Source organism: Paracoccus zeaxanthinifaciens ATCC 21588 (genome assembly GCF_000420145.1).
Classification (GTDB): Bacteria; Pseudomonadota; Alphaproteobacteria; order Rhodobacterales; family Rhodobacteraceae; genus Paracoccus; species Paracoccus zeaxanthinifaciens.
This window is the reverse complement of sequence record NZ_ATUJ01000018.1, coordinates 1-25,158: the sequence shown is the minus strand read 5'-3', so window position 1 is coordinate 25,158 and position 25,158 is coordinate 1. Positions and strand designations below refer to the sequence as shown.

Annotated in this window: 28 protein-coding genes and 1 tRNA gene; 11 read left to right on the top strand and 18 right to left on the bottom strand. The window is 66.6% G+C overall.

What is annotated here, in order from left to right; translation table 11 throughout:
• Window positions 1–53: 53 nt before the first annotated feature.
• Genes pgi through F804_RS0114015 form a run of 5 tightly spaced genes read right to left on the bottom strand, consistent with a single transcriptional unit; the run spans window position 54 to window position 5,588 of the window.
• The gene (gene pgi, locus F804_RS0114035) at window positions 54–1,658 is read right to left on the bottom strand and encodes a glucose-6-phosphate isomerase (RefSeq protein ID WP_022708382.1); all 1,605 of its coding nucleotides are present in this window, start codon (window positions 1,656–1,658) and stop codon (window positions 54–56) included.
• An 11-nt stretch (window positions 1,659–1,669) separates the two neighbouring features.
• Window positions 1,670–2,341, bottom strand: coding sequence for a 6-phosphogluconolactonase (gene pgl / locus F804_RS0114030; protein WP_028726009.1), 672 nt, complete (start codon window positions 2,339–2,341; stop codon window positions 1,670–1,672).
• Between the two features lie 5 nt (window positions 2,342–2,346).
• Window positions 2,347–3,795: a glucose-6-phosphate dehydrogenase gene (gene zwf / locus F804_RS0114025; protein WP_022708380.1), complete on the bottom strand. Its 1,449-nt coding sequence runs from the start codon at window positions 3,793–3,795 to the stop codon at window positions 2,347–2,349.
• Window positions 3,796–3,855: 60 nt separating this feature from the next.
• Window positions 3,856–4,395, bottom strand: a complete 540-nt coding sequence (locus F804_RS0114020; protein ID WP_022708379.1) for an RSP_2648 family PIN domain-containing protein — start codon at window positions 4,393–4,395, stop codon at window positions 3,856–3,858.
• Window positions 4,395–5,588: an RSP_2647 family RNA methyltransferase gene (locus F804_RS0114015; RefSeq protein WP_022708378.1), complete on the bottom strand. Its 1,194-nt coding sequence runs from the start codon at window positions 5,586–5,588 to the stop codon at window positions 4,395–4,397. The genes F804_RS0114020 and F804_RS0114015 overlap by 1 nt, the downstream gene beginning before the upstream one ends.
• 183 nt (window positions 5,589–5,771) lie before the next feature.
• Here F804_RS0114015 and edd point away from each other — a divergent pair, with 183 nt between their 5' ends.
• Complete coding sequence (gene edd, locus F804_RS0114010) at window positions 5,772–7,574, top strand: phosphogluconate dehydratase (RefSeq protein WP_022708377.1); 1,803 nt, start codon at window positions 5,772–5,774, stop codon at window positions 7,572–7,574.
• A 4-nt stretch (window positions 7,575–7,578) separates the two neighbouring features.
• On the opposite strand, the gene F804_RS16595 is transcribed toward edd, so the two are convergent.
• Complete coding sequence (locus F804_RS16595; RefSeq protein WP_022708376.1) at window positions 7,579–8,442, bottom strand: LysR family transcriptional regulator; 864 nt, start codon at window positions 8,440–8,442, stop codon at window positions 7,579–7,581.
• A 146-nt stretch (window positions 8,443–8,588) separates the two neighbouring features.
• On the opposite strand from F804_RS16595, the gene F804_RS0114000 reads away from it, so the two are divergent.
• Window positions 8,589–8,816, top strand: coding sequence for a DUF1127 domain-containing protein (locus F804_RS0114000; RefSeq protein ID WP_051142387.1), 228 nt, complete (start codon window positions 8,589–8,591; stop codon window positions 8,814–8,816).
• Here the strand turns inward: F804_RS0114000 and F804_RS0113995 are convergent.
• From F804_RS0113995 to F804_RS0113970, 6 genes are all read right to left on the bottom strand, one after another.
• A complete protein-coding gene (locus tag F804_RS0113995; RefSeq protein ID WP_022708374.1) occupies window positions 8,813–9,271 on the bottom strand; it encodes an arsenate-mycothiol transferase ArsC in 459 nt (152 codons plus the stop codon). The two genes, F804_RS0114000 and F804_RS0113995, sit on opposite strands and share 4 nt — an antisense overlap.
• A 4-nt stretch (window positions 9,272–9,275) precedes the next feature.
• On the bottom strand, window positions 9,276–9,755 hold the full coding sequence (locus tag F804_RS0113990) for a UPF0262 family protein (RefSeq protein WP_022708373.1): 480 nt from the start codon (window positions 9,753–9,755) through the stop codon (window positions 9,276–9,278).
• On the bottom strand, window positions 9,752–11,065 hold the full coding sequence (gene hisD / locus F804_RS0113985) for a histidinol dehydrogenase (protein ID WP_022708372.1): 1,314 nt from the start codon (window positions 11,063–11,065) through the stop codon (window positions 9,752–9,754). The genes F804_RS0113990 and hisD overlap by 4 nt, the downstream gene beginning before the upstream one ends.
• A 111-nt stretch (window positions 11,066–11,176) precedes the next feature.
• Window positions 11,177–11,653 (bottom strand): DUF2948 family protein, encoded by a 477-nt coding sequence (locus F804_RS0113980; protein WP_022708371.1) that lies wholly within the window; start codon window positions 11,651–11,653, stop codon window positions 11,177–11,179.
• 3 nt (window positions 11,654–11,656) lie between these two features.
• Complete coding sequence (murA, locus tag F804_RS0113975; RefSeq protein ID WP_022708370.1) at window positions 11,657–12,928, bottom strand: UDP-N-acetylglucosamine 1-carboxyvinyltransferase; 1,272 nt, start codon at window positions 12,926–12,928, stop codon at window positions 11,657–11,659.
• Window positions 12,928–13,107, bottom strand: a complete 180-nt coding sequence (locus F804_RS0113970; RefSeq protein WP_022708369.1) for a hypothetical protein — start codon at window positions 13,105–13,107, stop codon at window positions 12,928–12,930. The genes murA and F804_RS0113970 overlap by 1 nt, the downstream gene beginning before the upstream one ends.
• Window positions 13,108–13,258: 151 nt before the next feature.
• Between F804_RS0113970 and F804_RS0113965 the strand changes: the two genes are divergently transcribed.
• A tRNA-Thr gene (locus F804_RS0113965) sits at window positions 13,259–13,333 on the top strand.
• 116 nt (window positions 13,334–13,449) lie between these two features.
• On the opposite strand, the gene F804_RS0113960 is transcribed toward F804_RS0113965, so the two are convergent.
• Window positions 13,450–14,427, bottom strand: coding sequence for a zinc-dependent alcohol dehydrogenase family protein (locus F804_RS0113960; protein ID WP_245540368.1), 978 nt, complete (start codon window positions 14,425–14,427; stop codon window positions 13,450–13,452).
• Window positions 14,428–14,777: 350 nt separating this feature from the next.
• On the opposite strand from F804_RS0113960, the gene F804_RS0113955 reads away from it, so the two are divergent.
• From F804_RS0113955 to F804_RS17545, 3 genes are read left to right on the top strand one after another with little or no spacing between them, the layout of a single operon-like run.
• Complete coding sequence (locus F804_RS0113955; RefSeq protein WP_022708367.1) at window positions 14,778–15,725, top strand: sulfurtransferase; 948 nt, start codon at window positions 14,778–14,780, stop codon at window positions 15,723–15,725.
• Between the two features lie 7 nt (window positions 15,726–15,732).
• Window positions 15,733–16,860 carry a YeeE/YedE thiosulfate transporter family protein gene (locus F804_RS0113950; RefSeq protein ID WP_028726008.1) on the top strand — a complete coding sequence of 376 codons (1,128 nt, stop codon included), beginning with the start codon at window positions 15,733–15,735 and terminating at the stop codon, window positions 16,858–16,860.
• Entirely contained in the window at window positions 16,857–17,027 is a 171-nt protein-coding gene (locus F804_RS17545) for a hypothetical protein (RefSeq protein WP_022708365.1), read from the top strand. The genes F804_RS0113950 and F804_RS17545 overlap by 4 nt, the downstream gene beginning before the upstream one ends.
• Before the next feature lie 34 nt (window positions 17,028–17,061).
• Here F804_RS17545 and F804_RS0113940 read toward each other — a convergent pair whose 3' ends face one another.
• Together F804_RS0113940 and F804_RS0113935 are read right to left on the bottom strand one after the other, a co-directional pair.
• Entirely contained in the window at window positions 17,062–18,855 is a 1,794-nt protein-coding gene (locus tag F804_RS0113940) for a TRAP transporter fused permease subunit (protein WP_022708364.1), read from the bottom strand.
• Window positions 18,852–19,793, bottom strand: a complete 942-nt coding sequence (locus tag F804_RS0113935) for a TAXI family TRAP transporter solute-binding subunit (RefSeq protein WP_022708363.1) — start codon at window positions 19,791–19,793, stop codon at window positions 18,852–18,854. The genes F804_RS0113940 and F804_RS0113935 overlap by 4 nt, the downstream gene beginning before the upstream one ends.
• A 181-nt stretch (window positions 19,794–19,974) precedes the next feature.
• On the opposite strand from F804_RS0113935, the gene F804_RS0113930 reads away from it, so the two are divergent.
• From F804_RS0113930 to F804_RS0113900, 5 genes are all read left to right on the top strand, one after another.
• Window positions 19,975–21,195 (top strand): GAF domain-containing sensor histidine kinase, encoded by a 1,221-nt coding sequence (locus F804_RS0113930; RefSeq protein WP_040596061.1) that lies wholly within the window; start codon window positions 19,975–19,977, stop codon window positions 21,193–21,195.
• A 283-nt stretch (window positions 21,196–21,478) separates the two neighbouring features.
• Window positions 21,479–21,685, top strand: a complete 207-nt coding sequence (locus F804_RS0113925; protein WP_022708361.1) for a hypothetical protein — start codon at window positions 21,479–21,481, stop codon at window positions 21,683–21,685.
• 158 nt (window positions 21,686–21,843) lie between these two features.
• Entirely contained in the window at window positions 21,844–22,077 is a 234-nt protein-coding gene (locus tag F804_RS0113920) for a hypothetical protein (protein ID WP_022708360.1), read from the top strand.
• A gap of 165 nt (window positions 22,078–22,242) precedes the next feature.
• Window positions 22,243–23,000 (top strand): IS5 family transposase gene (locus F804_RS17240; protein WP_156845255.1). Its coding sequence is split into 2 segments (ribosomal slippage): window positions 22,243–22,567 and window positions 22,567–23,000, totalling 759 coding nucleotides; the frame shifts between segments, so codons are not numbered across the junction.
• Between the two features lie 530 nt (window positions 23,001–23,530).
• Window positions 23,531–24,196 carry a sulfotransferase family 2 domain-containing protein gene (locus F804_RS0113900; protein WP_028726003.1) on the top strand — a complete coding sequence of 222 codons (666 nt, stop codon included), beginning with the start codon at window positions 23,531–23,533 and terminating at the stop codon, window positions 24,194–24,196.
• A gap of 193 nt (window positions 24,197–24,389) precedes the next feature.
• Here F804_RS0113900 and F804_RS0113895 read toward each other — a convergent pair whose 3' ends face one another.
• From F804_RS0113895 to F804_RS0113885, 3 genes are all read right to left on the bottom strand, one after another.
• Window positions 24,390–24,596 carry a hypothetical protein gene (locus F804_RS0113895; RefSeq protein ID WP_022708357.1) on the bottom strand — a complete coding sequence of 69 codons (207 nt, stop codon included), beginning with the start codon at window positions 24,594–24,596 and terminating at the stop codon, window positions 24,390–24,392.
• Window positions 24,596–24,835, bottom strand: coding sequence for a hypothetical protein (locus F804_RS0113890; RefSeq protein ID WP_156845254.1), 240 nt, complete (start codon window positions 24,833–24,835; stop codon window positions 24,596–24,598). The genes F804_RS0113895 and F804_RS0113890 overlap by 1 nt, the downstream gene beginning before the upstream one ends.
• 65 nt (window positions 24,836–24,900) lie before the next feature.
• Window positions 24,901–25,158 (bottom strand): IS5/IS1182 family transposase (locus F804_RS0113885; protein ID WP_022708355.1); only part of this gene is annotated, 258 nt, incomplete at its 5' end.

Here is a 25,158-nt window from a genome sequence, read left to right as displayed (position 1 = left end):
AGCGATTTGCCCCGCAAAGGAAAAGGGGGGCCTTTCGCCCCCCTTTGTCCGTCTCAGTCGCGCATCTGCCGGATCAGCCCGGCCAGCGCCTCGGTCGAGGGGTCGTGGCCGGGGGCGTCCTCGCCCTTCAGCAGCGGCTCGACCTTCAGGGCCAGCTCCTTGCCCAGCTCGACCCCCCATTGGTCGAAGCTATTGATGCCCAGGATCACGCCCTCGACGAACACCCGGTGTTCATAGAGCGCGACGATCTGGCCAAGCGCGAAGGGCGTCAGCTTGTCGATCAGCAGCGTGGTCGAGGGGCGGTTGCCCGGGAAGACGCGGTGGCGCGCCTGGCGTTCCAGCTCGTCCCCGGTCAGGCCCTTGGCCTCCATCAGGGCGCGCGCCTCGTCCAGGCTGCGGCCCCGCATCAGGGCTTCGGACTGCGCAAGGCAGTTCGCGGCCAGCAGGATGTGGTGATGGGCCAGGTCGGGCTCGTGGCCGTTCGCGGCCAGGATGAACTCGGCCGGGACGGGCATCGTGCCCTGGTGGATCAGCTGATAGAAGGCGTGCTGGCCGTTCGTGCCGGGTTCGCCCCAGACGACGGGGCCGGACACGACCGGCAGATCGCTGCCGTCCATCGCGACGCGCTTGCCGTTCGATTCCATCTCCAGCTGCTGCAGATAGGCGGGCAGCCGGATCAGGCGGTTGTCATAGGGCAGCACGGCGCGGGTGGGATAGCCGCAGACCTGGTGATGCCAGATCCCCGTCAGGGCCAGCAGCACGGGCAGGTTCGCCTCCAGCGGCGCGCTGCGGAAATGCGCGTCCATCGCCGCGCCGCCGGCCAGGAAGGCGTCGAAATCCTCGGGGCCGACGGCCAGCATGACCGACAGCCCGATCGGACCCCAGACCGAATACCGCCCGCCGACCCAGTCCTCGAAGCCGAAGACGCGGGATTCGTCGATGCCGAAATCGGCGGTCTTGTCCACGGCCGAGGACAGCGCCGCGAATTGCGCCGCTGGCTGGGCGACCGCTGCCGCCATCCAGTCGCGCGCAGTGCGGGCGTTGGTCATTGTCTCGATGGTGGTGAAGGTCTTGGACGCGACGATCACCAGCGTCGTTTCGGGGTTCAGCCCCTTCAGCGTATCCGCGATGTCCGCGCCGTCCACGTTGCTGACGAAATGCGTGCGCGGCCCGTCGTGATATGGCGCAAGCGCCAGCACCGCCATGAACGGCCCCAGGTCCGAGCCGCCGATGCCGATATTGACGACATCGGTGATCTTGCCGCCCTGCCCCGTGAACGCACCCGAGCGCACGTCGCGCGCGAAGGCGGTCATGCGGGCATGGGTCTTGCGGACCTCGGGCATGACGTCGCGGCCATCGACCGTGACGCTGGCATCGAGGTTGCGCAGCGCGGTGTGCAGGACCGCGCGGCCCTCGGTCTCGTTGATCTTCTCGCCCGCGAACATGGCGTCGCGGCGGGCCTCGACCTGCGCGTCACGGGCAAGGTCCAGAAGCATGTCGCGCGCCTGCGCGTCGATCATCGTCTTGGAATAGTCAAAGACCATCCCGTCGGCCCTGGCGGTGAAGCCCTGCACGCGGTCCGCGTCGAACAGCGCGTCGATCCGCGCATCGCCCTGGGCTGCGCGGTGGTCCTGAAGGCGGCTCCAGTGATCGGTCATCGCGGCGTTCCTTATTCGGCCCAGTGGACGGTGGCGGTGTCGAGGAAGGCGCGGATCGGGGCCTCGATCGGGTCGAGCTTCATCGCGCGCTCCAGCGCCTCGCGCTTTTCGGGGCCCATGATCAGCACGTGGGTGTTCAGCGCGTCGGCCAGCACCGGACGCGTCAGCGTGATGCGCGGTTCCTCGGCGCCATCGGCGCGAATTGGCATCAGCATGGGCGCGTCGGCGGCCATCGCGGCCTTCAGGTGATCGGCGCCGGGGAACAGGCTGGCGGTGTGCATGTCGTTGCCCATCCCCAGCAGCAGCACGGTCAGCGGCAGCGCGGGCGCGATGCGTTCGGCCAGCGCACCGGTCGCCTGGTCGGGCGTCTCGTCGCCGGTGAACAGGTCGATATAGCGCGCACCCTCGGCCTTGTCCTTGAGCAGGTGACGGTGCAGCAGGCGCGTGTTCGACCGCTTGTGCGTGCCGTCCACCCAACGCTCGTCGCCCAGAAGGACGGTGACGCGGGGCCAGTCCAGTTCCGTACCCGACAGCGTCTCGAATACCGGCGCGGGCGAGGTGCCGCCCGGCACGCAGAGCGTCGCGCCGTCATTGCCGCGCAGGTGCTGCGCCAGCTGAGAGGCGATCCTGTCGGCAAGCGACAGGGCCAGCATCTCGCGGTCGGGGTATTCCTTGAACTCCATCGCCATCAGCGGATCTCCCTCCAGCGGCGGTTGTCGCGGTGCATCAGGCGCAGGGCCTCGTCCGGGCCCGAGGAACCGGGATCGTAAGGCTCCGGGGCGCGCTTGCTGTCCTCCCAGGCCTGGATGATCGGGTCGGTCCACGCCCATGCCGCCTCGACCTCGTCGCCGCGCATGAACAATGTCTGGTTGCCGCGGATCACGTCCATGATCAGCCGTTCATAGGCATCGGGCATGTCCCGCCCTTCGGGGCCAAGCGCATCCGCGAAGGACATGTCCAGCGGCACCTGCACCAGACGCATGCCACCCGGTCCGGGTTCCTTGATCATCACGCGCATGTTCATGCCCTCGTTGGGCTGCAGGCGGATGACCAGCTCGTTGGCCTTGGGGTGGCCGCTGTCGTCGAAGATCGAGTGCGGCGGCTCCTTGAAGGTGATCGCGATCTCGGAGGTGCGGGCGCGCAGCTTCTTGCCCGTGCGCAGGTAGAAGGGCGTTCCCTGCCAGCGCCAGTTCGAGATGCGGACCTTCATCGCGACATAGCTCTCGGTGCGGCTGGCGGGATCCTCGGCATCCTCGAGATAGCTGGGGGCATCGCCATCGGCCTGGTACTGGCCGCGCACGATCTCGTGGGGTTCGACCGGTTCCAGCGCGCGGATGACCTTCAGCTTCTCGTCGCGCACGGCGTCGGGATCGAAGTGATAGGGCGGCTCCATCGCGATCAGGCACAGAAGCTGCATCATGTGGTTCTGGACCATGTCGCGGATCGCGCCGGACTTGTCGTAATAGGCGCCGCGCCCGGTCACGCCCACCGTCTCGGCCACGGTGATCTGCACGTGGTCGATGAACTGCGCGTTCCACAGCGGTTCGAACAGGACGTTGGCGAAGCGGACGGCCATCAGGTTCTGGACGGTTTCCTTGCCCAGGTAATGGTCGATCCGGTAGATCTGCTGTTCGGTGAAATGCCGCGCCAGCGTGGCGTTCAGCGCGCGGGCGGTTTCCAGATCGCGGCCGAAAGGCTTTTCCACCACGATGCGGCTGTCGTCATCGGCGATGCCGTGGCCCGCCAGCCGTTCCGCGATGTCGCCGAACAGCGACGGCGCGACCGAGAAGTAGAAGGCGTGGACCGCGCCATCGCGCATGCGCGACTTCAGCTCCTTCCAGCCGCCCTCGCCCTTGGCGTCGATGGGCACGTAACCCAGCATGCCCAGGAATTCGGCCAGCGTGGCGTCATCCGCCTTGACGCCCGCGAATTCGCAGACGGCGGCCTTGGCTTCGGCCCGGAAGTCGTCGTCGCTCTGATCGGTGCGGGCGGCGCCGATGATCTGCGCCTTGGGCGGGATCTGGCCCGCGACAAAGCGGCGGAAAAGCCCCGGCAGGATCTTTCGATGCGAAAGATCGCCCGTGGCGCCGAAGATCACGAGGTCGAAATCATCGACCGGAATGACGCGCGAGACCATGCTGTCCTCCTTGTGTTTGACATCCGCAATATCGTGTGTGAGCGGTAACAGCAACGCGAATTACACCTTCATCAGCTTGGCGAGCCGCGGCAGGCGGCAGCGTTTCAACAATTCCGCAGAACTCATCGCGCCGCCGGCAGCTTCGGCACGGGCGCGGGCGTTGGCGACCGCGCGGTGCAGGGCGTCCGCGTCAAGCGCGTGGATGTCCAGCAGGAAAGCGTCGGGATGGATCGCCCGCAGTCCCAGCCGCGACATCAGCGGGCGCGGGAAATCACGCAGGTTCGCGGTGACGATCAGGTCAGCCCGCCCTGCCAGCGCGGCCTCGACCACGTGGCGGTCGGCGGGGTCGGGAAGGTCCAGGTCGATCGCCCGGTCGCCGTTATCGGGCTGGACGGCATCGGGGAAGCGTTCGCGCAGCAGCGCGATCTCGGCCCCGGCGATCTGGGCGGCGACCGGCCCCACGCGAAGCGCCGCGCGGGACCATTCGCCAAGGATGCGATCCGACCACATGGGGACATAGAGCCCCTCTGCGGCAAGATCGGTCAGGATCTCTCGCAGGATGGTGGGGAACAGGACGTTCGCATCCAGCAATGCGCGCATCAGTCCAACCGGAAGAACAGCGACTTGAGGTATCCGGTCTCGGCCAGCTGCGGCAGCGTCGGATGGTCGGGACCGGCCTGGCCGCTGTGCAGCAGCTGCCCCCGGCGACCGCCGCGCCCGATGCCGCGCGCGCTGACATTGCGGAAGCTGGTCATGTCGGCCGCGTGGCTGCAGCTGCACAGCCCCAGATAGCCGCCGGGCTTGACCAACTGCGCCGCCAGCCGCGCGACGCGTTCATATGCACGCAGCCCGGCCTCGAGCGCGGGCTTAGCGGGGGCGAAGGCGGGCGGATCGCAGATCACCACGTCGAAGCGGCGATTGTCAGCGGCCAGCTGTTCCAGCATGGCAAAGGCGTCGCCGCGCAGGGTCTCCAGCCGGTCCTCGGCGCCCATGGCGCGCGCACCGCCCACCGCAAGCTCCAGCGCGGGGGCGCTTGCATCGACGCAGGTCGCGCGTTCCGCCCCCGCCGCCAGCATGGCAAGGCCGAAGCCGCCGACATGGCTGAACATGTCCAGCACCTCGCCCTTGTCGACAAGCGACTGGGCAAAGGCGTGGTTGGGGCGCTGGTCGAAGAACAGGCCGGTCTTCTGCCCGCCCATCAGGTCCGCAAGATAGGTCGCGCCGTTCATCGCGACCGGGATCGGAGCCGCAGGCGCGGTGCCGCGGATGACCTCCATCCGCTCGGGCAGACCCTCCAGCCCGCGTGCGCGGCCCTGCCCGTTCAGGACGACCGTGCTGACGCCCGCGATCTCGACCAGCGCATCGGCGATGCGGTCGGCCATCGCATCGGCCCAGGCCGCGTTCGGCTGCATCACCGCCGCGTCGCCGAAACGGTCGATCACCAGCCCCGGCAGGCCGTCGGCCTCGGCATGGACCAGGCGATAGAAGGGCTGGTCGTAGAACCGCTGCCGCATGGCCAGCGCGCGTGCGATGCGGCGTTCCAGCCATGCCGCGTTGACGCGCGCCTCGGGGTCGGCATCCATGACCCGCGCGACGATCTTGGAATTGGTGTTCACCGTGACCAACGCCAGCGGCTTGCGCTCGGCATCCTCGAGGATGGCGAAGCCGCCGGGTTCGATGGACTTGGTGCGGCGGTCGAGGACGGTCTCATCCGCGAAGACCCAGGGGAATCCGTGGCGGATCGCCTGGGGCTTGGATTTCGGACGCAGGCGGATGACGGGCAGGTCGGACATGGCAGGGGTTCCTTTCGCGGACCGATCTGGCATGACGCCCGCCCCCGCACAAGCGGCGATGCCTGCGATCCCTGCGCAAATTTTCGCAACCGCAGGGCGGGCGAGCTGCGTTTCGCTGTTGTCGGGCGGTTGAATTGTTAACGCTAACTACGTATGCTCCGCCCGAAGCCAGAGGGAAGCCACATGACACTTCACGCCAGCATCGAACGCGTCACCGACCGGATCCGCGAACGCTCTCTCGCCTCGCGCGCGGCATATCTGCAGAAAATCGAGAAGGCGGCCCAGGACGGACCCGCGCGGGCGCACCTGTCCTGCGGCAACCAGGCCCACGCCTATGCCGCGATGGCCGACAAGGACGACATGGCGACGACGCGCAAGCCCAATATCGGGATCGTCACCGCCTATAACGACATGCTGTCGGCGCATCAGCCCTACGAGCGTTTCCCCGACATCATCCGCCGCGCGGGTCATGCGGCAGGCGCCACGGTGCAGGTCGCGGGCGGCGTGCCTGCTATGTGTGACGGCGTGACCCAGGGACGACCGGGGATGGAGCTGTCGCTGTTTTCCCGCGACGTGATCGCGCTGGCGGCGGGCGTCGGGCTGTCGCATGACTGCTTCGATTCGGCGATGTATCTGGGCGTCTGCGACAAGATCGTGCCGGGGCTGATCATCGCGGCGGCGACCTTCGGGCACATCCCGGCGGTCTTCGTGCCCGCCGGTCCCATGCCCTCGGGGCTGCCCAACGACGAGAAATCGAAGGTCCGCCAGCAATTCGCGGCCGGAGAGGTCGGGCGCGACGCGCTGATGGCGGCCGAGATGGCGTCCTATCATTCGGCGGGGACCTGCACCTTCTACGGCACCGCGAACACCAACCAGATGCTGATGGAGTTCATGGGCCTGCACCTGCCCGGCTCCAGCTTCGTCAACCCGAACACCCCCCTGCGCGAGGCGCTGACCACGGCTGCGGTCGAACGCGCGGCGGCGATCACCAATCTGGGCAACGAATACATGCCCGCGGGCCAGGTCCTGGACGAACGCGCCTTCGTGAACGGCATGGTCGGCCTGATGGCGACGGGCGGCTCGACCAACCTGGTGCTGCATTTGCCCGCGATGGCGCGCGCGGCGGGCGTGATCCTCGACATCGAGGATTTCCACGACATCTCGGAAAACGTGCCGCTGATGGCGCGGGTCTATCCCAACGGTCTGGCGGACGTGAACCATTTCCACGCCGCCGGGGGTCTCGGCTACATGATCGGGCAGCTGCTGGAGAACGGCCTGCTGCATCCCGACGTCAAGACGATCAACGGCACGGGGCTGGACGGATACACCGCCGAACCCAAGGTCGCGGATGGCCGCGTCCGGTGGGAGGCTGGCGCCAAGGACAGCCTGAACGACAAGATCCTTCGTCCCGCGACCGACCCCTTCGCCAAGACGGGTGGGCTGAAGCAGCTGTCGGGCAATCTGGGTCGCGGTGTCATCAAGGTCAGCGCCGTCGCACCCGAGCGTCGCGTGATCGAGGCCAAGGCCCGCGTCTTTGCCGACCAGGAAGAGGTCAAGACCGCCTTCCGCGCCGGCGAATTCACCGAGGACACGATCGTCGTCGTTCGCTTCCAGGGTCCGCGCGCCAACGGGATGCCGGAACTGCATTCGCTGACCCCGGTGCTGGCGGTGCTGCAGGATCGCGGGCTGAAGGTCGCGCTGCTGACCGACGGGCGCATGTCGGGCGCATCGGGCAAGGTGCCCGCCGCGATCCACGTCTCGCCCGAGGCCGCGACGGGCGGGCCGCTTGCCCGCGTGCAGGATGGCGACGTGATCCGGCTGGATGCCGAGACCGGCCAGATCGAGTGTCTTGCCCCCGATTTCGACAGCCGCACCCCGGTTCAGGCCGATCTGTCGAACAGCCAGCAGGGTCTTGGCCGCGAGATGTTCGCGGCCTTCCGCGCGGTCGCGGGCGATGCGACCGACGGCGCGGGGGTCGTGGTCTGACCGCTTACGCGGCTGCGGCAACCTCGCAGACGACGCGGCGAAGATAGCCCGCGAAATCGGTGGCCACGTCGCGTGCGGGGCCATCGGCGACATAGACGTTCAGCCATGTCGGGGGCAGCGGCGGCAACGCGCCGCCATGCTCGACCGGCTCCAGCCCCGGCTGGTGCAGACCGCGCGGCAGGATCGTCAGGCCCAGATCGGCGGCGGCAAGGACCAACCAGGTCTCGCTGCCGCCATCGGCCACCACCTGCTGCCACTCGATGCCCGCCCGTTCCAGCGCGTCCAGCGCGACGGGGTGATAGGCACAATGCGGCGAATTGGACAGCGGCAGCGGCCTTTCGCGCCACGCCTGCCCGCCTGCCGCCCCGAACCATGCCAGATCCACCTTGGCCAGGTGATGCGCACCGGGCGGCGCGTCGAATTCGGTCGTCAGGATGATGTCGTGTTCGCCCCGCCGCATCTGTGCGCGAAGGTCCTTGCTGCGGGCGCCCTCGATGTTCAGCTCGACCTGCGGGTAATCGGCGCGAAAGGCGCGTACGGTCTGCGCGACCTTGGTGAACAGCCAGTCGCTGGTCAGCCCCACGCGCAGCCTGGCCTTGGGACGCGCGCCGGTAAAGCGCGACAGGATCGCGTCGTTCAGCGCGACCATCTTGCGGCTTTCGCCCAGCAGATCCTGCGCGAAATCGGTCAGCATCACCCCCCTGCCCGCCTTCTGCAGCATGGGCCGTCCGAACACCTCCTCCAGCCGCTTCATCTGCATCGAGAGCGCGCTCTGCGTCATGTTCAGCGCCTCTGCCGCGCGGGTGACGGCGCCATATTCGGCCACTGCCTGCAGCGACCGCAGCGTCGCGATATCCATGTTGCGCATCGTTCACATCCTTTACGTCGGTTGATGGATCGCATCAAAACCATTCGTTTCAAATATGACTTCAGCTGGCCTACATATCAACCTGCAAGATGAAGGAACGCCATTTCATCATGCGCATTGATACATTTCATCATCGAGGTTGAACCATGTCCGTCAAGTCCGCCGCAATGCTCCGCGTCGTCACCGGTCACGGCATCCTGCCGCGGCCCAACTGGCTGGAGCGTATCATGACCATCTTCGACGTCCGTCGCAGCCGCATCGCGCTGGACCGGCTGACCGACAAGCAGCTGGCCGATATCGGCCTGACCCGCATGGATGTCGAGCAGGAGATCGCCCGCCCCGCATGGGACGTGCCCGCGAACTGGCGCCGCTAACGGTCGGGTTCGCCGAAACGTTCCAGCATGCGCGACCGGATCTGGTCGCGCGTCTGGCGATAGGCGTCCAGCTTGGCCTCTCGACCCTCGGCCAGTCCGGCAGGGTCCATGACGGGCCAGTATTCGACATCCAGATGCGCGTGGCGCGTCATCTCCAGCGCCATGCGCTGACTGGCGGGCGACAGGGCGACGATCAGGTCGAACTGCGACAGGTCGTCCCCCCAGTCGCGCATCTCGTCAAAGCTGCGGGCGCGGTGGTTGGCCAGGGGCACGCCGATCTCGTCGCAGACGGCGATGGCGAAGCCGTCCACCTCCATGTCGCTTTTCACGCCGGCCGACTGGACATAGGCCAGCCTGCCGTAGAACTGCTTCATCATCCCCTCGGCCATGGGCGAGCGAATGGCATTGTGATCGCAGCAGAACAGGACCGATGAGGGGATCTTGCCCTGCGCCATCCCTTCAGCCCTGCGGTATCAGGGCGCAGATCAGGGTGAACAGGCGGCGGGCCGTGTCGATATCCAGCCGCGCCTTGCCCTCCAGCCGTTCCTGCAGGGTGCGCGCGCCTTCGTTGTGGATGCCGCGCCGTGCCATGTCGATCGCCTCGATCTGGGCGGGGGGCAGCCGCTTCACCGCATCGAAATAGCTCTGGCAGATCTGGAAGTAGTCCTTGACCACCTGCCGGAACGGCCCGAGCGACAGGTGGAACTCTGCCACCTTCGCGGCGGCCTCGTCCTGAAGGTCGAAGACCAGCCGCCCGTCGCGGATGCACAGCTCCAGCACGAAGGGCCCTTCGGGTTCCGTGCCCCCCTCGCGGGCAGGCACGGCAAAGCTGTTATCCTCGATCAGGTCGAAGATGGCGACGCGGCGCTCCTGCTCCATCTCGGGGGTGGCAGGCGGGATGGCGCTGTCGTCGATCTCGATCCTGATGATGCGGCTCATTCGGGCATTCTCTCGTTCAGGGTCCCCAGCCTAGCCTGAACCGAAGCGCCATGCGCCTGCAAGCCCTCGGATGCGGCAAGGCGCACCGCGGCGGGGCCGATGGACGCAAGGGAACCGGGCGTCAGCCGCGCCATGGTCGTGCGCTTGACGAAATCCATGACCGACAGCCCCGACGAGAAGCGCGCCGACCGCGCGGTCGGCAGCACGTGATTCGGCCCGCTGACATAGTCGCCGACCGCCTCGGGGGTATGCGCGCCCAGGAAGATCGCGCCCGCGTGGCGGCATTTCGCCGCCAGCGCCTCGGGCTCGGCCACGACCAGTTCCAGATGCTCGGGGGCGATGCGATCCGAAAGGGCCGCGGCCTCGTCCAGGTCGCGGACGGTGATGACGGTGCCGTAATCGCGCCAGCTTGCGCCCGCGATGGCCGCGCGGTCCAGCGTGGGGATGATGCGCTCGACGGCATCTGCGGTGGCACGGGCCATGGCGGGATCGGTGGTGATCAGGATCGACTGCGCATCCGCGTCATGTTCGGCCTGCGCCAGCAGATCCCATGCCAGCCAGTCGGGGTTCTGGTCGCCATCCGCGATCACCAGCACCTCGGACGGGCCCGCGATCATGTCGATGCCGACGCGCCCGAAGACCTGCCGCTTGGCCGCCGCGACATAGGCGTTGCCCGGTCCCGTGATCTTGTCCACCGGCGCGATCGTGTCGGTGCCATAGGCCATCGCCGCGATCGCCTGCGCGCCGCCGATGCGATAGATCTCGTCCACGCCCGACAGGCGCGCGGCCAGCAGGACCAGCGGGTTCACCACCCCACCCGGCATGGGCACGCAGATCACCAGCCGCTCGACCCCCGCGACACGCGCGGGGATCGCGTTCATCAGCACCGACGAGGGATAGGCCGCCTGCCCGCCCGGAACATAGAGCCCCGCTGCCGAGACCGCGCTCCACCGCCATCCAAGGGTCGCGCCGGTGTCGTCGGTCCAGCTGTGATCCTGCGGCATCTGGCGTTCGTGATAGGCGCGGATGCGTTCGGCGGCCAGCTCCAGCGCGGCGCGATCCTCGGGCGAGACCTTCGCGATCTCGGCGTCCATCTCGGCGGCGGTGACGCGCAGCCCCTCGGGGGGCAGGTCCAGCCGGTCGAACCGGGCCGTCAGTTCGCACAGGGCGATATCGCCACGCGCGCGCACATCCGCGATGATGGCCGCGACCGTGTCGTTCACGTCCGCGCTGTCCTCGCGCTTGGCCGACAGCATATGCTGGAAGCCCGCTTCGAAATCCGCGTCGCTGCTGTTCAGAAAGACCGGCATGGCATACCCCGTTTCGCAATTCACGCATCCGGGACTGCCCCGGACGCCCTGCGGGATCAAGCCGCCGCAGGGGGACGGGATGCCGCAGGTCTCAGTTGGTCGATGTCCCGATCACTCGGGGTGGTGCGGGGCCTTGCCCGACACCGCCTTGTGCGGGCGCGTCACGTCGCGCAGGTCCAGATTGATGCACTCGACCTCGGCCATGATCGTGCCGTCGCCCGCGAAATCCAGCGCAAGGCGACCGGTGCCGTCCTCGCCCGGGATCCAGCGGATCGCCAGCAGTTCCAGCACGGTTCCAGGATCGCGAGAGATCCCGTCCGAGACGACGCGCATCACGTCGCCGATCGCCAGGACCGCCCGGACACGCTCGAACTCCCGGCCCTCGGAACGGGCCGCGTCGGCATCCTCCCACCGGAAGCGCGTCACCAGCAGTGCAAGGCGGCGCGCGCGGGCGTCATGGCTGATGTCGGACGCGGTCAGCACCGCATCCTGCACCAGCGAGGACAGGATGTTCAGATCGGTCGCATCCTCGGCCCGGATGGCAAGGGGCCGCGGATCGGCATCGGTGAAACGGGCGTCTTCGGCCATGGATCACTCCTCCTTCACGCGTTCGATATGGGCACCCACGCCGCGCAGCTTGCGCACGACATGCTCGTAACCGCGATCGAGGTGATAGACGCGGCTGACCGTGGTCTGACCCTCCGCCGCCATCCCCGCAAGGATCAGGCTGACCGAGGCGCGCAGATCCGTCGCCATGACCGGTGCGCCGCGCAGCTTGTCCACGCCGCGCACGGTCGCGTGGCCGCCATGCACCTCGATATTTGCGCCCATGCGGGTCAGTTCGGGCGCGTGCATGAAGCGATTCTCGAAGATGGTTTCTTCCAGAACGCTCGTGCCCTCGGCGGTGCACATCAGCGCCATGAACTGCGCCTGCAGGTCGGTGGGGAAGCCGGGGAACGGCGCGGTGGTCACGTCCACGGCCTTCACGCGGCCGTTGTGGTGGGACACCTTGATGCCGCGGGCGGTCTCCTCGACGGTGACGCCGGCCTCTTCCAGCTTCTCGCAGAAGGCCGAGAGAAGCTCGATCCTGCCGCCGATGCATTCGACCTCGCCGCCGCAGATCGCGGGGGCCAGCATATAGGTCCCCAGCTCGATCCGGTCGGTCACGACGGGATAGGTCGCCCCGTGCAGCGATTCGACGCCCTGGATGGTGATGGTGCCGGTGCCTTCACCCTCCAACTGCGCGCCCATGGCCCGCAGGCAGCGCGCAAGGTCCACGATCTCGGGTTCGCGGGCGACGTTCTTCAGGACCGTTGTCCCACGAGCCAGCACGGCGGCCAGCAGCGCGTTCTCGGTCGCGCCGACCGAAACCAGCGGGAATTCATAGGTCGCGCCCTTCAGACCACCCTGCGGCGCCTTGGCAAAGACATAGCCGTCGCGCAGGTCCAGCTGCGCGCCCATCGCCTCCAGCGCGCGCAGATGCAGGTCCACCGGACGCGCGCCGATGCCGCAGCCGCCGGGCAGCGAGACCTCGGCCACGCCGTCGCGCGCCAGCATCGGACCCAGCACCAGGATCGAGGCCCGCATCTTGCGCACGATGTCGTATTCGGCGCGATGACTGGTCAGGTCGTGGCTGGACATGGCCAGCACCTGCCCGTCCTGCAGCGGGGCAACCTCGGCGCCCAGGCTCTGCAGCAGGGTCGTCATGGTGTGGATGTCCGACAGGCGCGGCGCGTTCGTCAGCGTCAGCGGCTCGTCCGTCAGCAGCGTCGCGGGCATCAGGGTCAGGCAGGCGTTCTTCGCCCCCGCAATCGGAATCTCGCCCTTCAGAGGGCCGTTCCCTTCGACGATGATCTGATCCATCAGTTGTCCTTGCCTGTCGCCTGGCCCGTTTCGGGCGCATCCTCGTTGTCCTGATCACGACCGGCCGAGTTGCGCGCCCTTGCCTGCGCCTTGCGTCGGGCAAGGTTCGCCCGAAGCGCCTGCGCAAGGCGTTCTTCCCGGCTGCCGGGCTTGGGTTTGCTGTCGCGTCGATCGTTCATGGTGTTTCCTGTTAGCGCCCGCCCGCGCCTTCGTCCAGCAATCGCGAAAGCAGCGGTGCGTCATCGGCGATTTTCTGAAGTGCTGTGCGAAAAAATGCGGAAATGCCCCTTGCACCCCCCTAGGGCTTTGGCTAAACGCCCCTTCACCGGCGCTGTGGTAGCTCAGTGGTAGAGCACTCCCTTGGTAAGGGAGAGGTCGAGAGTTCAATCCTCTCTCACAGCACCAGGTTTTCCCCAAGATTTCCTGATCCTGCACGCGCGCCCCGTGGCCTGCGCATCCGCATGTGAAAAAGGCCGGACACCCTGTCGAATGCCCGGCCTCTTCGCGTTCGGATCGTCCGGTCAAAGCTCGATCACGACCTTGCCGATGGCATTGCCGCTTTTCAGGTGGGCATACGCGGCATCGACATCGCTCAGGCCGAAACGGCGATCGTCCAGCAGCGGGGTGACCGCGCCCGCGTCGATCAGGCGGGCCAGTTCGGCCAGGATCGCGCCATGCGTCTCGCGGCGGAAATCGTTCAGCATCGGGATCAGCATGAAGACCACGTGCAGGCTCAGGCCGCGGAAATGCGCCGTGCTGAGGTCCATCTCCAGCAGCGCCACGGTCGTCACGACATCGCCGTTCAGCGCGGCGGCGGCAAAGGAGTTCGCCATGTTCTGCCCGCCGACCGTGTCGAAGACCACGTCGAAGCCCGCGCCACCCGTATGGGCGTCCACGTATTCCACGACGGTCTGGGCGCGATAGTCGATCGGGCGCGCGCCATACCCCTCGATGCAGGCCAGCTTTGCCTCGCCCGTGCCTGTCGAGAACACCTCGGCGCCCTTGTGAAGCGCCAGCTGAACGGCCAGGTGGCCGACGCCGCCCGCGCCGCCATGAACCAGCACCTTGTGGCCTGCGGCGATACCGCCGCGCTGGACGCCCTCGAAGGCGGTGATGCCGACCAGCGGCACGGCGGCGGCTTCCCTCATGCCGATCGAGGCGGGCTTGTGCGCGATCAGGCGGGCATCGGCGAGCATGAACTCGGCCAGCGCGCCCTGCAGATCGGCCAGGCCACCGGCGCAGCCATAGACCTCGTCGCCGACGGCAAAACCTTCGACACCCTCGCCCACCTCATCGACGATGCCCGCGAAATCCATTCCCAGGATCGCCGGCAGATCGGGCGACAGGGGCAGGTCCTTGCCCATTTCGCGGATCATCGTGTCGACGGTGTTCACGCTGGTCGCCTTGACGCGGACGACGACATGGCCGGGGACGGCCTGCGGCTTGGCGCGTTCGGCGGGGACAAAGCTGGCCTCGGGGCCGTAGTCGTTCAGGATCATGGTCTGCATCGGATGCTCCGGCTGTCTTGATGTGCTGATCCGAAGATATTCACCCGCGCAGCCGATAAAATCCGGCAAACCGGGATTTCAGAATACGCGAATCCCGAATGATCGGGACGATCCCTGCGCGCCTCCGGCGAAAAAGAACGCTGATCCCACGCTGCGCGCCCGCAAGCCACCGCCGTTTCGGCATGTCGAAGCGTTCGGGAACGATATTCCGCCCTAAGCGCTTGATCCGCAGGCATGGTCCGCCCCGCACGGGCATCACCGGATGCGCGGAAACTCGAACGGGGCGGGCATCGCTGCTATCTCTCGGATCGACCCTGACCCAACGACAACGCGAGCGTATCATGAACACCCCGATCGCCTCTGCCGCGCTGGCCGCAGCGCTTCTTTCCGCCACCGCGCTTCAGGCGCAGACGCTGGACAAGCCGCTGGTCTCCGCGCAGGAACTGGCGACCTTGCTGGACTCCGAGGATGTCGCCGTCCTGGACATCCGCGCCCCCGAGGGCAGCGACAGCTATGCCGAGGGGCATGTGGAGGGCGCGGTCAACGCCCCTTATGCCCTGTTCCGCGGCCCCGAGGACAATCCCGGCCAGCTGCCCTCGGAAGAACAGCTGACCGAGACCCTGCGCAAGCTGGGCCTGACCGAGGATCGCCCGCTGGTCATCACCTACCAAGGCAGCGACGAGACCGATTTCGGCGCGGCCGCGCGCGTCTACTGGACGATGAAATCCGCCGGGATCGACGACCTCGCGATCCTGAACGGCGGGCTGAACGCCTGGACCGAGGCGGGTCTGGAACTGGACGATGCCGCCGTGACGCCGCAGCCCTCGGACATCACCGTCACCTGGGACGACACCTGGACCGCCAGCGTGGACGACGTGCAGGCCGCCATCGACGGAGAGACCGACACCCAGCTGGTCGATGCCCGCCCCGAAAGCTTCTGGAAGGGGGAGCAGGCCCATCCCGCCGCCGCGCGTCCGGGCACCCTGCCCCAGTCGCGCTTCTTCGTGCACAGCAGCTGGTTCTCGGGCGGACCGGCCATCGTCGATGCCGACGCCGCGCGCAAGCTGGCGCAGGAAAACGACCTGATCGGGTCCGAGAACCTGATCTCGTTCTGCAACACGGGCCACTGGGCCGCGACCAACTGGTTCGCCATGTCCGAGCTGGCCGGGATCGAGAACGTGAAGCTCTATCCCGAATCGATGGTGGGCTGGTCCAATGCGGGGCGCGACATGGCGAACGCGCCGGGCCGCATCCAGCACCTGTGGACCCAGATCAAGAACGTCTTCTGAGATGGCGATGACCGACACGACGATGCCCGCGCCTACGCGCGCGGGCAACATCACCCGGCGCGGCGCGCTGATCCTGGGCGCGCTGGCCCTCTGCGGGCTGGTGGCCGTGATGGTCGGCGCGCGCTTCGGGCTGCTGCTGATGATCGGCCTCGGCTTCGGCATCACGCTGGAGGGGTTCCGCTTCGGCTTTGCCGGTCCGTGGCGCGCGACGATCACCAGGCGCGATCCGGGCGGCACCATCGCCCAGCTGATCGCCATCGCCATCGTGGCGCTGGCCGCGTTTCCGCTGCTGTCCAGCCACGGATCCGAGATCGTCGGCGCACATGCGCCCGTGGGCCTTGCGATGATCGGCGGCGCCTTCGTCTTTGGCGCCGCGATGCAGGTCGTGATGGGCTGCGGGTCCGGCACGCTGGTCAATTCGGGCAGCGGCAACCCGATCAGCCTGATGGCGCTGCCCTTCTTCGCGATCGGCAGCTTCGCCGGGGCGTACCACCTGCTGTGGTGGACCTCGCTCGGCTCGATGCCGACGGTGGCGTTTTCCGGCACCTCGGGGCTGATCGGCACGCTGGTCGCGCTGGCCGCCGTCGCGGCGGTCCTGCTGTGGCGCGCCCCGCCAGAGCTGCGCCGCGTCCCGCGCAGGCTGTGGATCGCGGCCCCCGTGCTGGCGGGCCTTGCGATCCTCAACCTGCTGGTCGCGGGCCAGCCCTGGGGCGTCGTCTACGGGCTGGGCCTGTGGGTCGCCAAGGGGGCGGCGGCGACGGGCGTCGACCTGACGCAATCGGCCTTCTGGGGGACCGAGGCGAATATCGCGCGCGTCGGCCAGTCGCTGCTGACCGACGTGACCTCGCTGACCAACCTCGGCATCATCGGGGGCGCGTTCCTCGTGGCCGCGTGGCGCAACGGGCTGTCGCAGAAGCTGCCCTCCTATCCGGCGCGGGCATGGGTCGCGACGATCGTCGCGGGCTTCCTGCTGGGCTACAGCTCTCGGCTGGCATTCGGGTGTAATGTGGGGGCGTTCTTCTCGGGGATCTCGACGGGCAGCCTGCATGGCTGGGTCTGGTTCGCCGCCGCCTTCGCAGGTGCCTTCGTCGGCATCCGCCTGCGGCCGCTGCTGGGATTGGAGGCGAAGGCATGAGAACGCGCAGGCTGACCGTGTCGCTGACGGCGATCCTGGTTCTGGGGCTGGTCGCGTTCGACCTGGCCATCTCGGAGCCGCCGAACCCGTTCCGCGCTCCGCCGATCCTGGCCTTCGGGTCGGGGCAGGCGTCCGGCGGGGCGCATTGCGCGGCCCTTCCGAACTGACCGAAAGGGGCGCGTCACCGCGCCCCTTTCCCGTTCAATAGCTGGTGGCGAAGGCGAAGATCATCGCCAGACCCACCGCGATCCCCGCGACCGTCGGCACCACCCTGCGCGCCCCGATCAGCGCATAGGAGATGACCACGCATCCCCCGCCGACCGTCAGCAACGCCAACAATGCGCCAAGCGGATCGGATGTCAGCCGGATCAGCGCGGGATGCGCCACCATGCCAAGCGGGATCAGGTACAGCCCGACCCCAAGCGCCATCGCCGTGATCGCGACGCGCAGCCAGTTCTCGCGCGCCATGCCGGCGGCGATGAAGACCGCGCCGCAGACAGGCGGCGTGATGGTGGACAGAAGCGCGAACCAGAAGACGAACAGATGCGCCTGCAGCGGCTCCAGCCCCAGCTGCGTCAGTGCCGGTCCCGCGACCGAGATGCAGATGACATAGGCCGCCGTGGTCGGCACCTCCATCCCCAGCACCAGGCAGGCCAGCGCGGTCAGCAGCAGCGACGGCCAGATCGTCCCGTTCGACGTGGACAGGATCAGCGACGTCACCTTGACCCCGAGGCCGGTGATCGCCAGCACGCCCACGATGATCGAGGCGCAGAGGATGATCGCCGCGATCAGCGCCACTTGCCGCGCCGAAGTGATCAGCGCATTCTCGAACCTCGATGCGGCGCGGCGGATGTCGATGCGCATGTCCGACCCCGCGACCAGCAGGACCGCACCCGCGATGATCGCCAGCGCCGCCGAATATTGCGGCGTGAAGCCCAGCCCGAACATCCCGCCCAGCAGCACCGCGAAGGGGACCGCGAAGAAGGCCGAGGTGACCGCGACCTCGGCCCCGCCGGGGCGCTGGTCGGCGGGCAGCGCGCCCAGCCCGAAGCGGCGGGCATAGGCGTCGATGCCCACCCAGACGACCACGAAATACAGGATCGCCGGCAGGATCGCCGCGCCGATGATCTGGGTATAGGGGGTGCCCGTCAGCTCGACCATGACGAAGGCGCCCGCGCCCATCAGCGGCGGCATGATCTGCCCGCCCGAGGATGCAACGGCCTCGACCGCGCCCGCGATGCGGCGGGGATATCCAAGCCGGATCATGGCGGGGATCGTGATCGCGCCGGTCGATGCGACATTGGCCGAAGCCGACCCCGAGATCGACCCGAACAGCGCCGATGCGATGACCGAGACCTTGCCCGCCCCGCCGCGCAGGCGACCTGCGACGGCGGCTGCAAGGTTCATGAAGCCCTGCCCGGCCTCGCCCGCGTTCAGCACCGCGCCGAAGATGACGAAGATCGCGACGACCCCCACCGACACGCCGGTCAGCGATCCGAAGATCCCGCCCTCGGCCAGGGTCAGCGTGCCCATCAGGCTGGCGGCGGGCAGCGGCGCGTGGCCGAACTCGCCCGGGATGTGCTGACCGAACGCGGCATAGGCCAGCGCCAGTGCCGCGATCAGCGGCAGCGGCCAGCCGATCGCACGGCGCGCGGCCTCCAGCACGGACAGCAGCAGGACGCCGCCCACGGCATATTGGAAGCCGGTCTCGACGAAACCGTACTGGTCGGCAAGCCGTCCAGCGTTCAGCGCGATCCAGACCGACCCGCCGATGCCCAGCAAGGCCAGCACGACGCCCGCCCAGCCCACGAGGCCGCGGGGGCGATCCTCGGTGAAGATGAAGATCCAGGGCAGGATCAGCGCAAGATGCAGCGGCCGCGCGACAAGGTTCGGCACCAGCCCGGAAAAGATCAGCCCCAGATGGAAGGCTGTCAGAATGAACGCGGCGGACAGCATCGCTGCCCGCCGCATGGTCGACACGGCCCGTTCGGTCATTCCCCGACTGCCACCCCTGCTTCTTCGTAGTAGCGCGCGGCGCCCGGATGCAGCGCGCCCAGTTCGGCCACCTGCTCCGTGCTGACGCCATCCCACCAGGGCGCATTCGCGGCCATGGCATCGCGCTGCGTCCAGAAGGCGCGGGTCAGCTGATAGGCGGTTTCGTCATCCATCGCGGTCGAGGCGAAGGCCACCACCGGCAGGCCCGTGGTCACGATGTCGCCCGCCTGCCCCGGATAGACTTCGGCGGGGATGACGACACGGGCCTGGCCCGTCTGGGCGACCTGCTCGTCGGTCAGGGACAGGATGCGCACACCCTCGCCCGCGGCGGCCTCGATCACGTTCGGCGCAGGGAAGCTGCCCGCCGTGACGAAGCCGTCGATCTGGCCGTTCGTCAGCGCATCGCCCGCGTTCGACAGTTCGGCATCCGCGATGGTCACCTTGTCGGTCAGCCCGAACAGATCCAGGTATTTCTGACCCTCGCTGGCGCCGAAGCTGCCCTTGCCCAGAAGGATGCGCTGCCCTTCCAGCGCGGACAGGTCGGTCGGCCCCTCGGACCCGCCCATGACGAAATGCATGGTCAGCGAGGGGATCGGGAACAGGGCGCGGATCTCGTCGAAATTCGGGTTGCCCTTGCCCTCGAACGGGCCGGTCGCGCCCTGCGCCGCAGCCACCAGCGAGGGCGGCGCGGTGAAGACGTAATCGCCGCCGCGCGCGCGGACCTCCATCACGTTCTGGACCGAGCCCTGGCTTTCCTCGACCGTCATGCCGATCTGCCCGTCGGTGGCGCTGCGCACGCCCTCGGCCAGTTCGACGGCCATCTGGTAATAGGACGTGCCCGTCTTGGCCGACTTGTAGGTCAGCCGCGTTTCCGCATGTGCCGCCCCCGCCGCGACCAGCACGGCACCGGCCAGCATGGCCTGTTTCCATTGACGCATCGTATCCCCCTTCGCTGCGTTCCGCTTCGGCACCGACAATTAAGCCATCCGATCCCTCCGGTCCATCGCGTTCCGGCCCCACCCGAGCGATGCAGGACGTGCAAAATCCGTTATTTTACTTTGATCTATGAAAAACTCGGCCTATCTGTGACCCGTAGGACAGCCCCGAGAGAGTATGAAGATGACCGGCGATACGCCCCACCGGTTGCAGGACCACGCCGCCTTCCGCTCGGGCGCGCATGATTTCCAGGCCGATATCGAACGTCTTGCCACCAACGAGACGATCCGCACCATCCTCGAGACCGTGATGCTGGCGACCGAGATGCGCTTTGCCGCCGTCGCCCGCGTGACCGAGGATCGGTGGGTTGCCTGCCGCACCGTGGACGAGATGAGCCTGGGCCTGGCCGAGGGCGACGAGATCGAGGTGCAATCCACCTTCTGCCAGCAGGTCCGCCAGTCGTCCTGCAAGGTCGTGTTCGACGACGCCGCGAACGATCCGGTCTATCGCGGGCACGCCATCGCGGAACGGTTCGGGATCGTCGCCTATGCCTCGATCCCGATCCATCGAAGCGACGGGTCGTTCTTCGGCACGCTCTGCGCGCTGGACAGCCAGCCGCGCGACGTCACGAACCCCCGCGCCATCGCCATGATGGAGATGTTCGCCGACCTGATCGGCCAGAGCCTCGAGACCGAGGAACGGCTGGAGGCGCAGGACCTTGCCCTGCAATACGAACGCGACCTTGCGCGCCTGCAAGAGGAGTTCGTGGCGATCCTGGGCCACGACCTGCGCAACCCCGTCGCGGCCTTCCAGGCGGGCCTGCGCCAGCTTGGGCGCGAACCGATGGGCGAGACCGCGCAGGTCCTGCTGCCGCTGATGCAGTCGTCGGTCCAGCGCATGAACGAGCTGATCAACAACATGATGCTGCACGCGACCGACCGGCTTGGCGGCGGGATCCGCGTGGCCAAGACCGACGACGCGCCGCTGGCCCAGACCATATCCCAGATCGTCGAGGAGCTGCGGATCGCCAGCCCGGACCGCCAGATCCTTCTGGACCTCGCGCTGGACCGCCCCGTCGCCTGCGATGCGCAGCGGATCGGTCAGGCCATTTCCAACCTGCTGTCGAATGCGCTGACCCACGGCCTGCCCGACGCCCCCGTCGAGGTCTCGGGCCGGATCGCGGAAACGGGCATCACCATCACCGTACGCAACCGTGGCCGCGACATCCCCGAGGAAACGCGCCGCAACCTGTTCCGGCCCTTCCATCGCGGGCCTTCGGCGGGCGGCCAGGGCCTTGGTCTGGGACTGCATGTGGCGGCCTCCATCGTCGCCGCGCATGGCGGCGGGATCGAGGTGACCTCGACCGACGGGCTGACCGAATTCACGATGCAGCTGCCGCACTAGGCGGCTGTATCGAAAGGGAAACGAAGCATCGACGACCGAACGGATCGACCGTTTCGGCAAGGCTTCCATCGCTTTGGGAAAGGATGGTGCCCGGAGGCGGATTCGAACCACCGACACGCGGATTTTCAATCCGATAGCGCAGCCTTTGTTTTCAATCCGTTAGATGGGAAACAGGGCGCGGACATACCAAAAACGAATCGCGAAACCGGGAAACCGCATGTGTTTCCCGCAGGGCCGATTTGCGCCCCATCCAACCCATTAAAAAGATAGCCAGGAGGCTGACATGGCAGAATTCAAAGAGGTTTCGCGCAACGACTTCTACAGAGCGATTGGCCCCCTGGATGTGGTCTTTGACGCAAAGCACTTCGATAACGGCAGGATGTGCGAAACCACATTCAAGTTTCGCGACGGTCGCCTCAAAGGCAGATCCATCGGAAAGAGCGGATGCCCCGACTCGAAGAAATTCTACCTCGCAGAAAAGACCAGCTAACCGACTCCGGCGGGTGGAAGTCCTGCCGGGCCTACCATAGCACTACCGCGACATTGTTTTTCAACAGCTTTTCGACGTTTTGACCCACGGCAAAAATCGCGTGGTCCACAATGCCGATATGCTCAACCGCTGGCGAGTCCAGCTAACCGGAGGCCGATATGGCGGACGGATCCACTATCATTAAGCGCCGCATCGAGGCTTGCGTGATGCAGGCTCAGATGAACGCCAGAAACCACGGCGGCGACAACGCCACCGCAGCAGCCGACCTGATGTGCGCATTCATGCTCATCGCCGTGAAGTCCGGTGCAGACCCCGAGAAGGCGCTGGCCTCAATGTGGGAGCACTCCAAAGTCGTCGTGACTGACTTCTGGCCCGACCAGATAGTCAACTGACCTCCCGCCCAGCAGATAGGAGACGCCCATGACCCGCCCCATCGACGCCGAGGTGCGCGATATGATCGACCGGCTGCGCAGTTGCACGGAAGATGATGCCTAAGCTCAGGACCCATTGATTTCAGACCTTTGGCATGATTCAGGCCCCACAAGGAGACCTGAACGATGAGCAACCTTTACTGGCTGTCCGACGCCCAGATGGAGCGTCTCAAACCTTTCCTTCCGAAGAGCCATGGCAAGCCCCGCGTCGATGATCGTCGCGTCCTGAGTGGCATAATCTTCATCAATCGCAATGGGTTGCGCTGGCGTGACGCGCCGAAGGAATACGGCCCGGCAAAGACACTCTACAACCGGTGGAAGCGCTGGAGCGAGATGGGCGTGTTTGCCAGGATCTTCGAGGGATTGGCCTCGGAGGCAACGGATCAGAAGACGCTGATGATTGATGCGACGTATCTGAAAGCCCATCGCACGGCGTCGAGCCTGCGGGTCAAAAAGGGGGGCGTGCACGTCAGATCGGGCGGACCAAAGGTGGCATGAACACCAAATTGCACGCCGTCGCCGATGCAAAGGGGCGGCCGATCGGGTTCTTCATGTCGGCCGGTCAAGTCAGCGATTACACCGGTGCAGCGGCTCTGCTGGGCAGCCTGCCGAAGGCGGGGTGGCTTCTGGCCGACAGAGGCTATGAAGCCGATTGGTTCAGAGATGCCTTGAAAGACAAGGGGATTAAAGTCTGTATTCCCGGTCGGAAGTCCCGCAAGAAGGCGGTGAAATACGACAAGCGGCGCTACAAACGGCGCAACCGCATCGAGATCATGTTCGGCAGACTCAAGGATTGGCGGCGCGTTGCCACCCGATACGACCGATGCCCGGAAACCTTCTTCTCTGCGATCATGCTCGCCGCAACCGTCTTGTTCTGGCTATGATCCAGAACGAGTCCTGAGCCTACGCCGAACCGTGGGCATTTGGCCGGATCATTTGGCAAGCCGCCGACATGCTCGAATCCCTCACAGCCCAGGATCAAGAACCGCACGTCTGCCTGTTGCACCTAGCGATGAATGGTCAGTGCATGCAGTGCGGCGCTTTCCCCGCCCTCACAACACAGGAGACGCAGAATGACCGCACCTGACCCTACACCCGCCAGACCGGCAAGGCCTCCACTCGCGCCATAGCCTCGGCCTGATGCGCCGGGTACTCGGTGCCTGGGACGTAGCTGGTCAAGCTTGTTGCGCGCCGTTCACAGATGGCGCATCGCGCGCGGGCAACATCCGGTCAGGCGGCGCCCAATCGCTCAGCTGAGCGATGCCATGGTGACCGCAGGAGCAGTAGAGGCGGCCATAATGGATCATGCAGCGCGTTTAGCGCGCCGGCTGAATTCGGGCCAGTCAATCCCGTTCGACAACCGCGACCCGAATAGCTAAGGTCGGCGTGCCATTGCCACGGAGAGGGGGCCGCAGTGCTAGTTTCGTTCGACCACAAGTTCATCTTCATCAAGACGCACAAGACGGCCAGCACCAGTATCGAGGCTGCGCTACAACCATTCGCCTGCCCGAGCGTCCCGGTCAAGGAGTGCCAGAACGAGGTAATCACGAAGCGCGGCATCATCGGCGGGCGGGCGCATGGGAGTTACAAGACCTTCCATGCGCACATGGACGCGACCGCGATCCGCAATCAGGTTGGATTTTACACCTTCCGCACGTTCACGAAGGTGGTTCCGATCCGAAACCCGTTCGACAAGGTGGTGAGCTGGTTCTTCTGGCGGATGCCGAATGAGACGAAAGAGTCGCTGAAAAATCGGCCTTTCGATGAGACACGCTTTCTGTTTCTGAACTGGCTCAAGATGCGGCCGATCCTCCCCACGAACAGGCAATTCTACAAGGTCGATGGCAAGGACTTCCACGCCTACCTGATCCGCTACGAAAGCTTGGCAGACGACTTCGCGAAGCTGGGCGAGAAGTTGGGCCTTGATCTTCGCTGGCCGGACGCGCCGACATACAAGAAACGCGCCAAGACAGAAGGGATCACCACGGCGGATTACTTCGATGCCGCGGCCCTGAAAATCGTGCGAGATCAGTTCGACTACGATTTCAAGCGGTTCGGCTATTCCAAGGATATCGCCTGACTACACCCGCTCGATATCCGCGATCAGGCATTGCAGCGCGAACCTTCGCGGGCCGCGCCCTCACTTCGCACCGGTCCATGCGTCATAGACCGCCAGAACATCGCGCCCGGTTGATCGCATCCGGCCAACGTCATCACCAACCAAAGCCTCTGCATGTCGCTGCAGGGGCTTTTTCATTGCGACCGCAAGGCCGTCACTGCTGCCCGCCGATCCATTCATGCAGCCAGCCAAGATCGTCGTCAGGATCACCGCGAGACACGTCCGCATTATCCACCCTTTCCCATGCTTCAAGGTCGCGGGCCTGCTGCTGTGAGCGTTCAGCCCCGCGCCCCTGATCGAACAACCGCCAGCCGGCGACCAGAACGGCCGCCAGCGCACCAGCTGCGAGATAGGCGCGCATCAGAACAGCGCCTTTCCGTCGCGGATCTTCACGAACAGCACCGCGGCCAAGGCCATGACCCCGGCCACCGCCGCACCGCCCGTCAGGATGGTCATCGCATTTTCGGGCAGCGCGTCACCGATGGCGGCCACCGCCCCGGACAGCGCCGTTGCCGCGCCGGCATAGCCCGTGACCTTCGCAAGAACATCGGCCTGGGCCGGCTGCGCTTTGGGCTGGGCGTCGCGACGGTCGCGAAGCATCGCCCAGGTGCGATCCCCGACCACGCCATCCACGGTCAGGCCCTAGGCTCCAGACTCATTGATGGTCACAGCCAGAACATGACGGTGGCAGCGAGAGCGACGGCGGAGAGGAAGACCTTTGGGCATCTATCGTAACGTGTCGCTACTCGCCGCCAGTCCTTCAACCTACCGAACATGATCTCTATGCGGTTGCGTCGTCTGTAGCGTCGCTTGTCGTATTTGACGGGCTTGCCGCGGGACTTCCGGCCCGGGATGCAGGGCCTGATCCCCTTGTCTTTCAGGGCGTCGCGGAACCAATCCGCATCATAGCCTCGGTCGGCGAG

What these genes read in the sequence shown, in the direction of transcription:
- hisD (WP_022708372.1), bottom strand. Translation starts at nt 11,065, where the DNA reads ATGCCGGTCTTTCTGAACAGCAGCGACGCGGATTTCGAAGCGGGCTTC.
- F804_RS0113935 (WP_022708363.1), bottom strand. Translation starts at nt 19,793, where the DNA reads ATGCGTCAATGGAAACAGGCCATGCTGGCCGGTGCCGTGCTGGTCGCG.
- F804_RS0113890 (WP_156845254.1), bottom strand. Translation starts at nt 24,835, where the DNA reads ATGCTTCGCGACCGTCGCGACGCCCAGCCCAAAGCGCAGCCGGCCCAG.
- F804_RS0113950 (WP_028726008.1), top strand. Translation starts at nt 15,733, where the DNA reads ATGACCGACACGACGATGCCCGCGCCTACGCGCGCGGGCAACATCACC.
- F804_RS0113920 (WP_022708360.1), top strand. Translation starts at nt 21,844, where the DNA reads ATGGCGGACGGATCCACTATCATTAAGCGCCGCATCGAGGCTTGCGTG.
- F804_RS0113960 (WP_245540368.1), bottom strand. Translation starts at nt 14,427, where the DNA reads ATGATCCTGAACGACTACGGCCCCGAGGCCAGCTTTGTCCCCGCCGAA.
- edd (WP_022708377.1), top strand. Translation starts at nt 5,772, where the DNA reads ATGACACTTCACGCCAGCATCGAACGCGTCACCGACCGGATCCGCGAA.
- F804_RS0113980 (WP_022708371.1), bottom strand. Translation starts at nt 11,653, where the DNA reads ATGGCCGAAGACGCCCGTTTCACCGATGCCGATCCGCGGCCCCTTGCC.
- pgi (WP_022708382.1), bottom strand. Translation starts at nt 1,658, where the DNA reads ATGACCGATCACTGGAGCCGCCTTCAGGACCACCGCGCAGCCCAGGGC.
- F804_RS0113990 (WP_022708373.1), bottom strand. Translation starts at nt 9,755, where the DNA reads ATGAGCCGCATCATCAGGATCGAGATCGACGACAGCGCCATCCCGCCT.
- F804_RS16595 (WP_022708376.1), bottom strand. Translation starts at nt 8,442, where the DNA reads ATGCGCAACATGGATATCGCGACGCTGCGGTCGCTGCAGGCAGTGGCC.
- F804_RS0113895 (WP_022708357.1), bottom strand. Translation starts at nt 24,596, where the DNA reads ATGCGCGCCTATCTCGCAGCTGGTGCGCTGGCGGCCGTTCTGGTCGCC.
- F804_RS0114015 (WP_022708378.1), bottom strand. Translation starts at nt 5,588, where the DNA reads ATGTCCGACCTGCCCGTCATCCGCCTGCGTCCGAAATCCAAGCCCCAG.
- pgl (WP_028726009.1), bottom strand. Translation starts at nt 2,341, where the DNA reads ATGGAGTTCAAGGAATACCCCGACCGCGAGATGCTGGCCCTGTCGCTT.
- F804_RS0113995 (WP_022708374.1), bottom strand. Translation starts at nt 9,271, where the DNA reads ATGGCGCAGGGCAAGATCCCCTCATCGGTCCTGTTCTGCTGCGATCAC.
- F804_RS0113970 (WP_022708369.1), bottom strand. Translation starts at nt 13,107, where the DNA reads ATGAACGATCGACGCGACAGCAAACCCAAGCCCGGCAGCCGGGAAGAA.
- F804_RS0113930 (WP_040596061.1), top strand. Translation starts at nt 19,975, where the DNA reads ATGACCGGCGATACGCCCCACCGGTTGCAGGACCACGCCGCCTTCCGC.
- F804_RS0113940 (WP_022708364.1), bottom strand. Translation starts at nt 18,855, where the DNA reads ATGACCGAACGGGCCGTGTCGACCATGCGGCGGGCAGCGATGCTGTCC.
- F804_RS0113955 (WP_022708367.1), top strand. Translation starts at nt 14,778, where the DNA reads ATGAACACCCCGATCGCCTCTGCCGCGCTGGCCGCAGCGCTTCTTTCC.
- F804_RS17545 (WP_022708365.1), top strand. Translation starts at nt 16,857, where the DNA reads ATGAGAACGCGCAGGCTGACCGTGTCGCTGACGGCGATCCTGGTTCTG.
- zwf (WP_022708380.1), bottom strand. Translation starts at nt 3,795, where the DNA reads ATGGTCTCGCGCGTCATTCCGGTCGATGATTTCGACCTCGTGATCTTC.
- murA (WP_022708370.1), bottom strand. Translation starts at nt 12,928, where the DNA reads ATGGATCAGATCATCGTCGAAGGGAACGGCCCTCTGAAGGGCGAGATT.
- F804_RS0113925 (WP_022708361.1), top strand. Translation starts at nt 21,479, where the DNA reads ATGGCAGAATTCAAAGAGGTTTCGCGCAACGACTTCTACAGAGCGATT.
- F804_RS0114020 (WP_022708379.1), bottom strand. Translation starts at nt 4,395, where the DNA reads ATGCGCGCATTGCTGGATGCGAACGTCCTGTTCCCCACCATCCTGCGA.
- F804_RS0114000 (WP_051142387.1), top strand. Translation starts at nt 8,589, where the DNA reads ATGTCCGTCAAGTCCGCCGCAATGCTCCGCGTCGTCACCGGTCACGGC.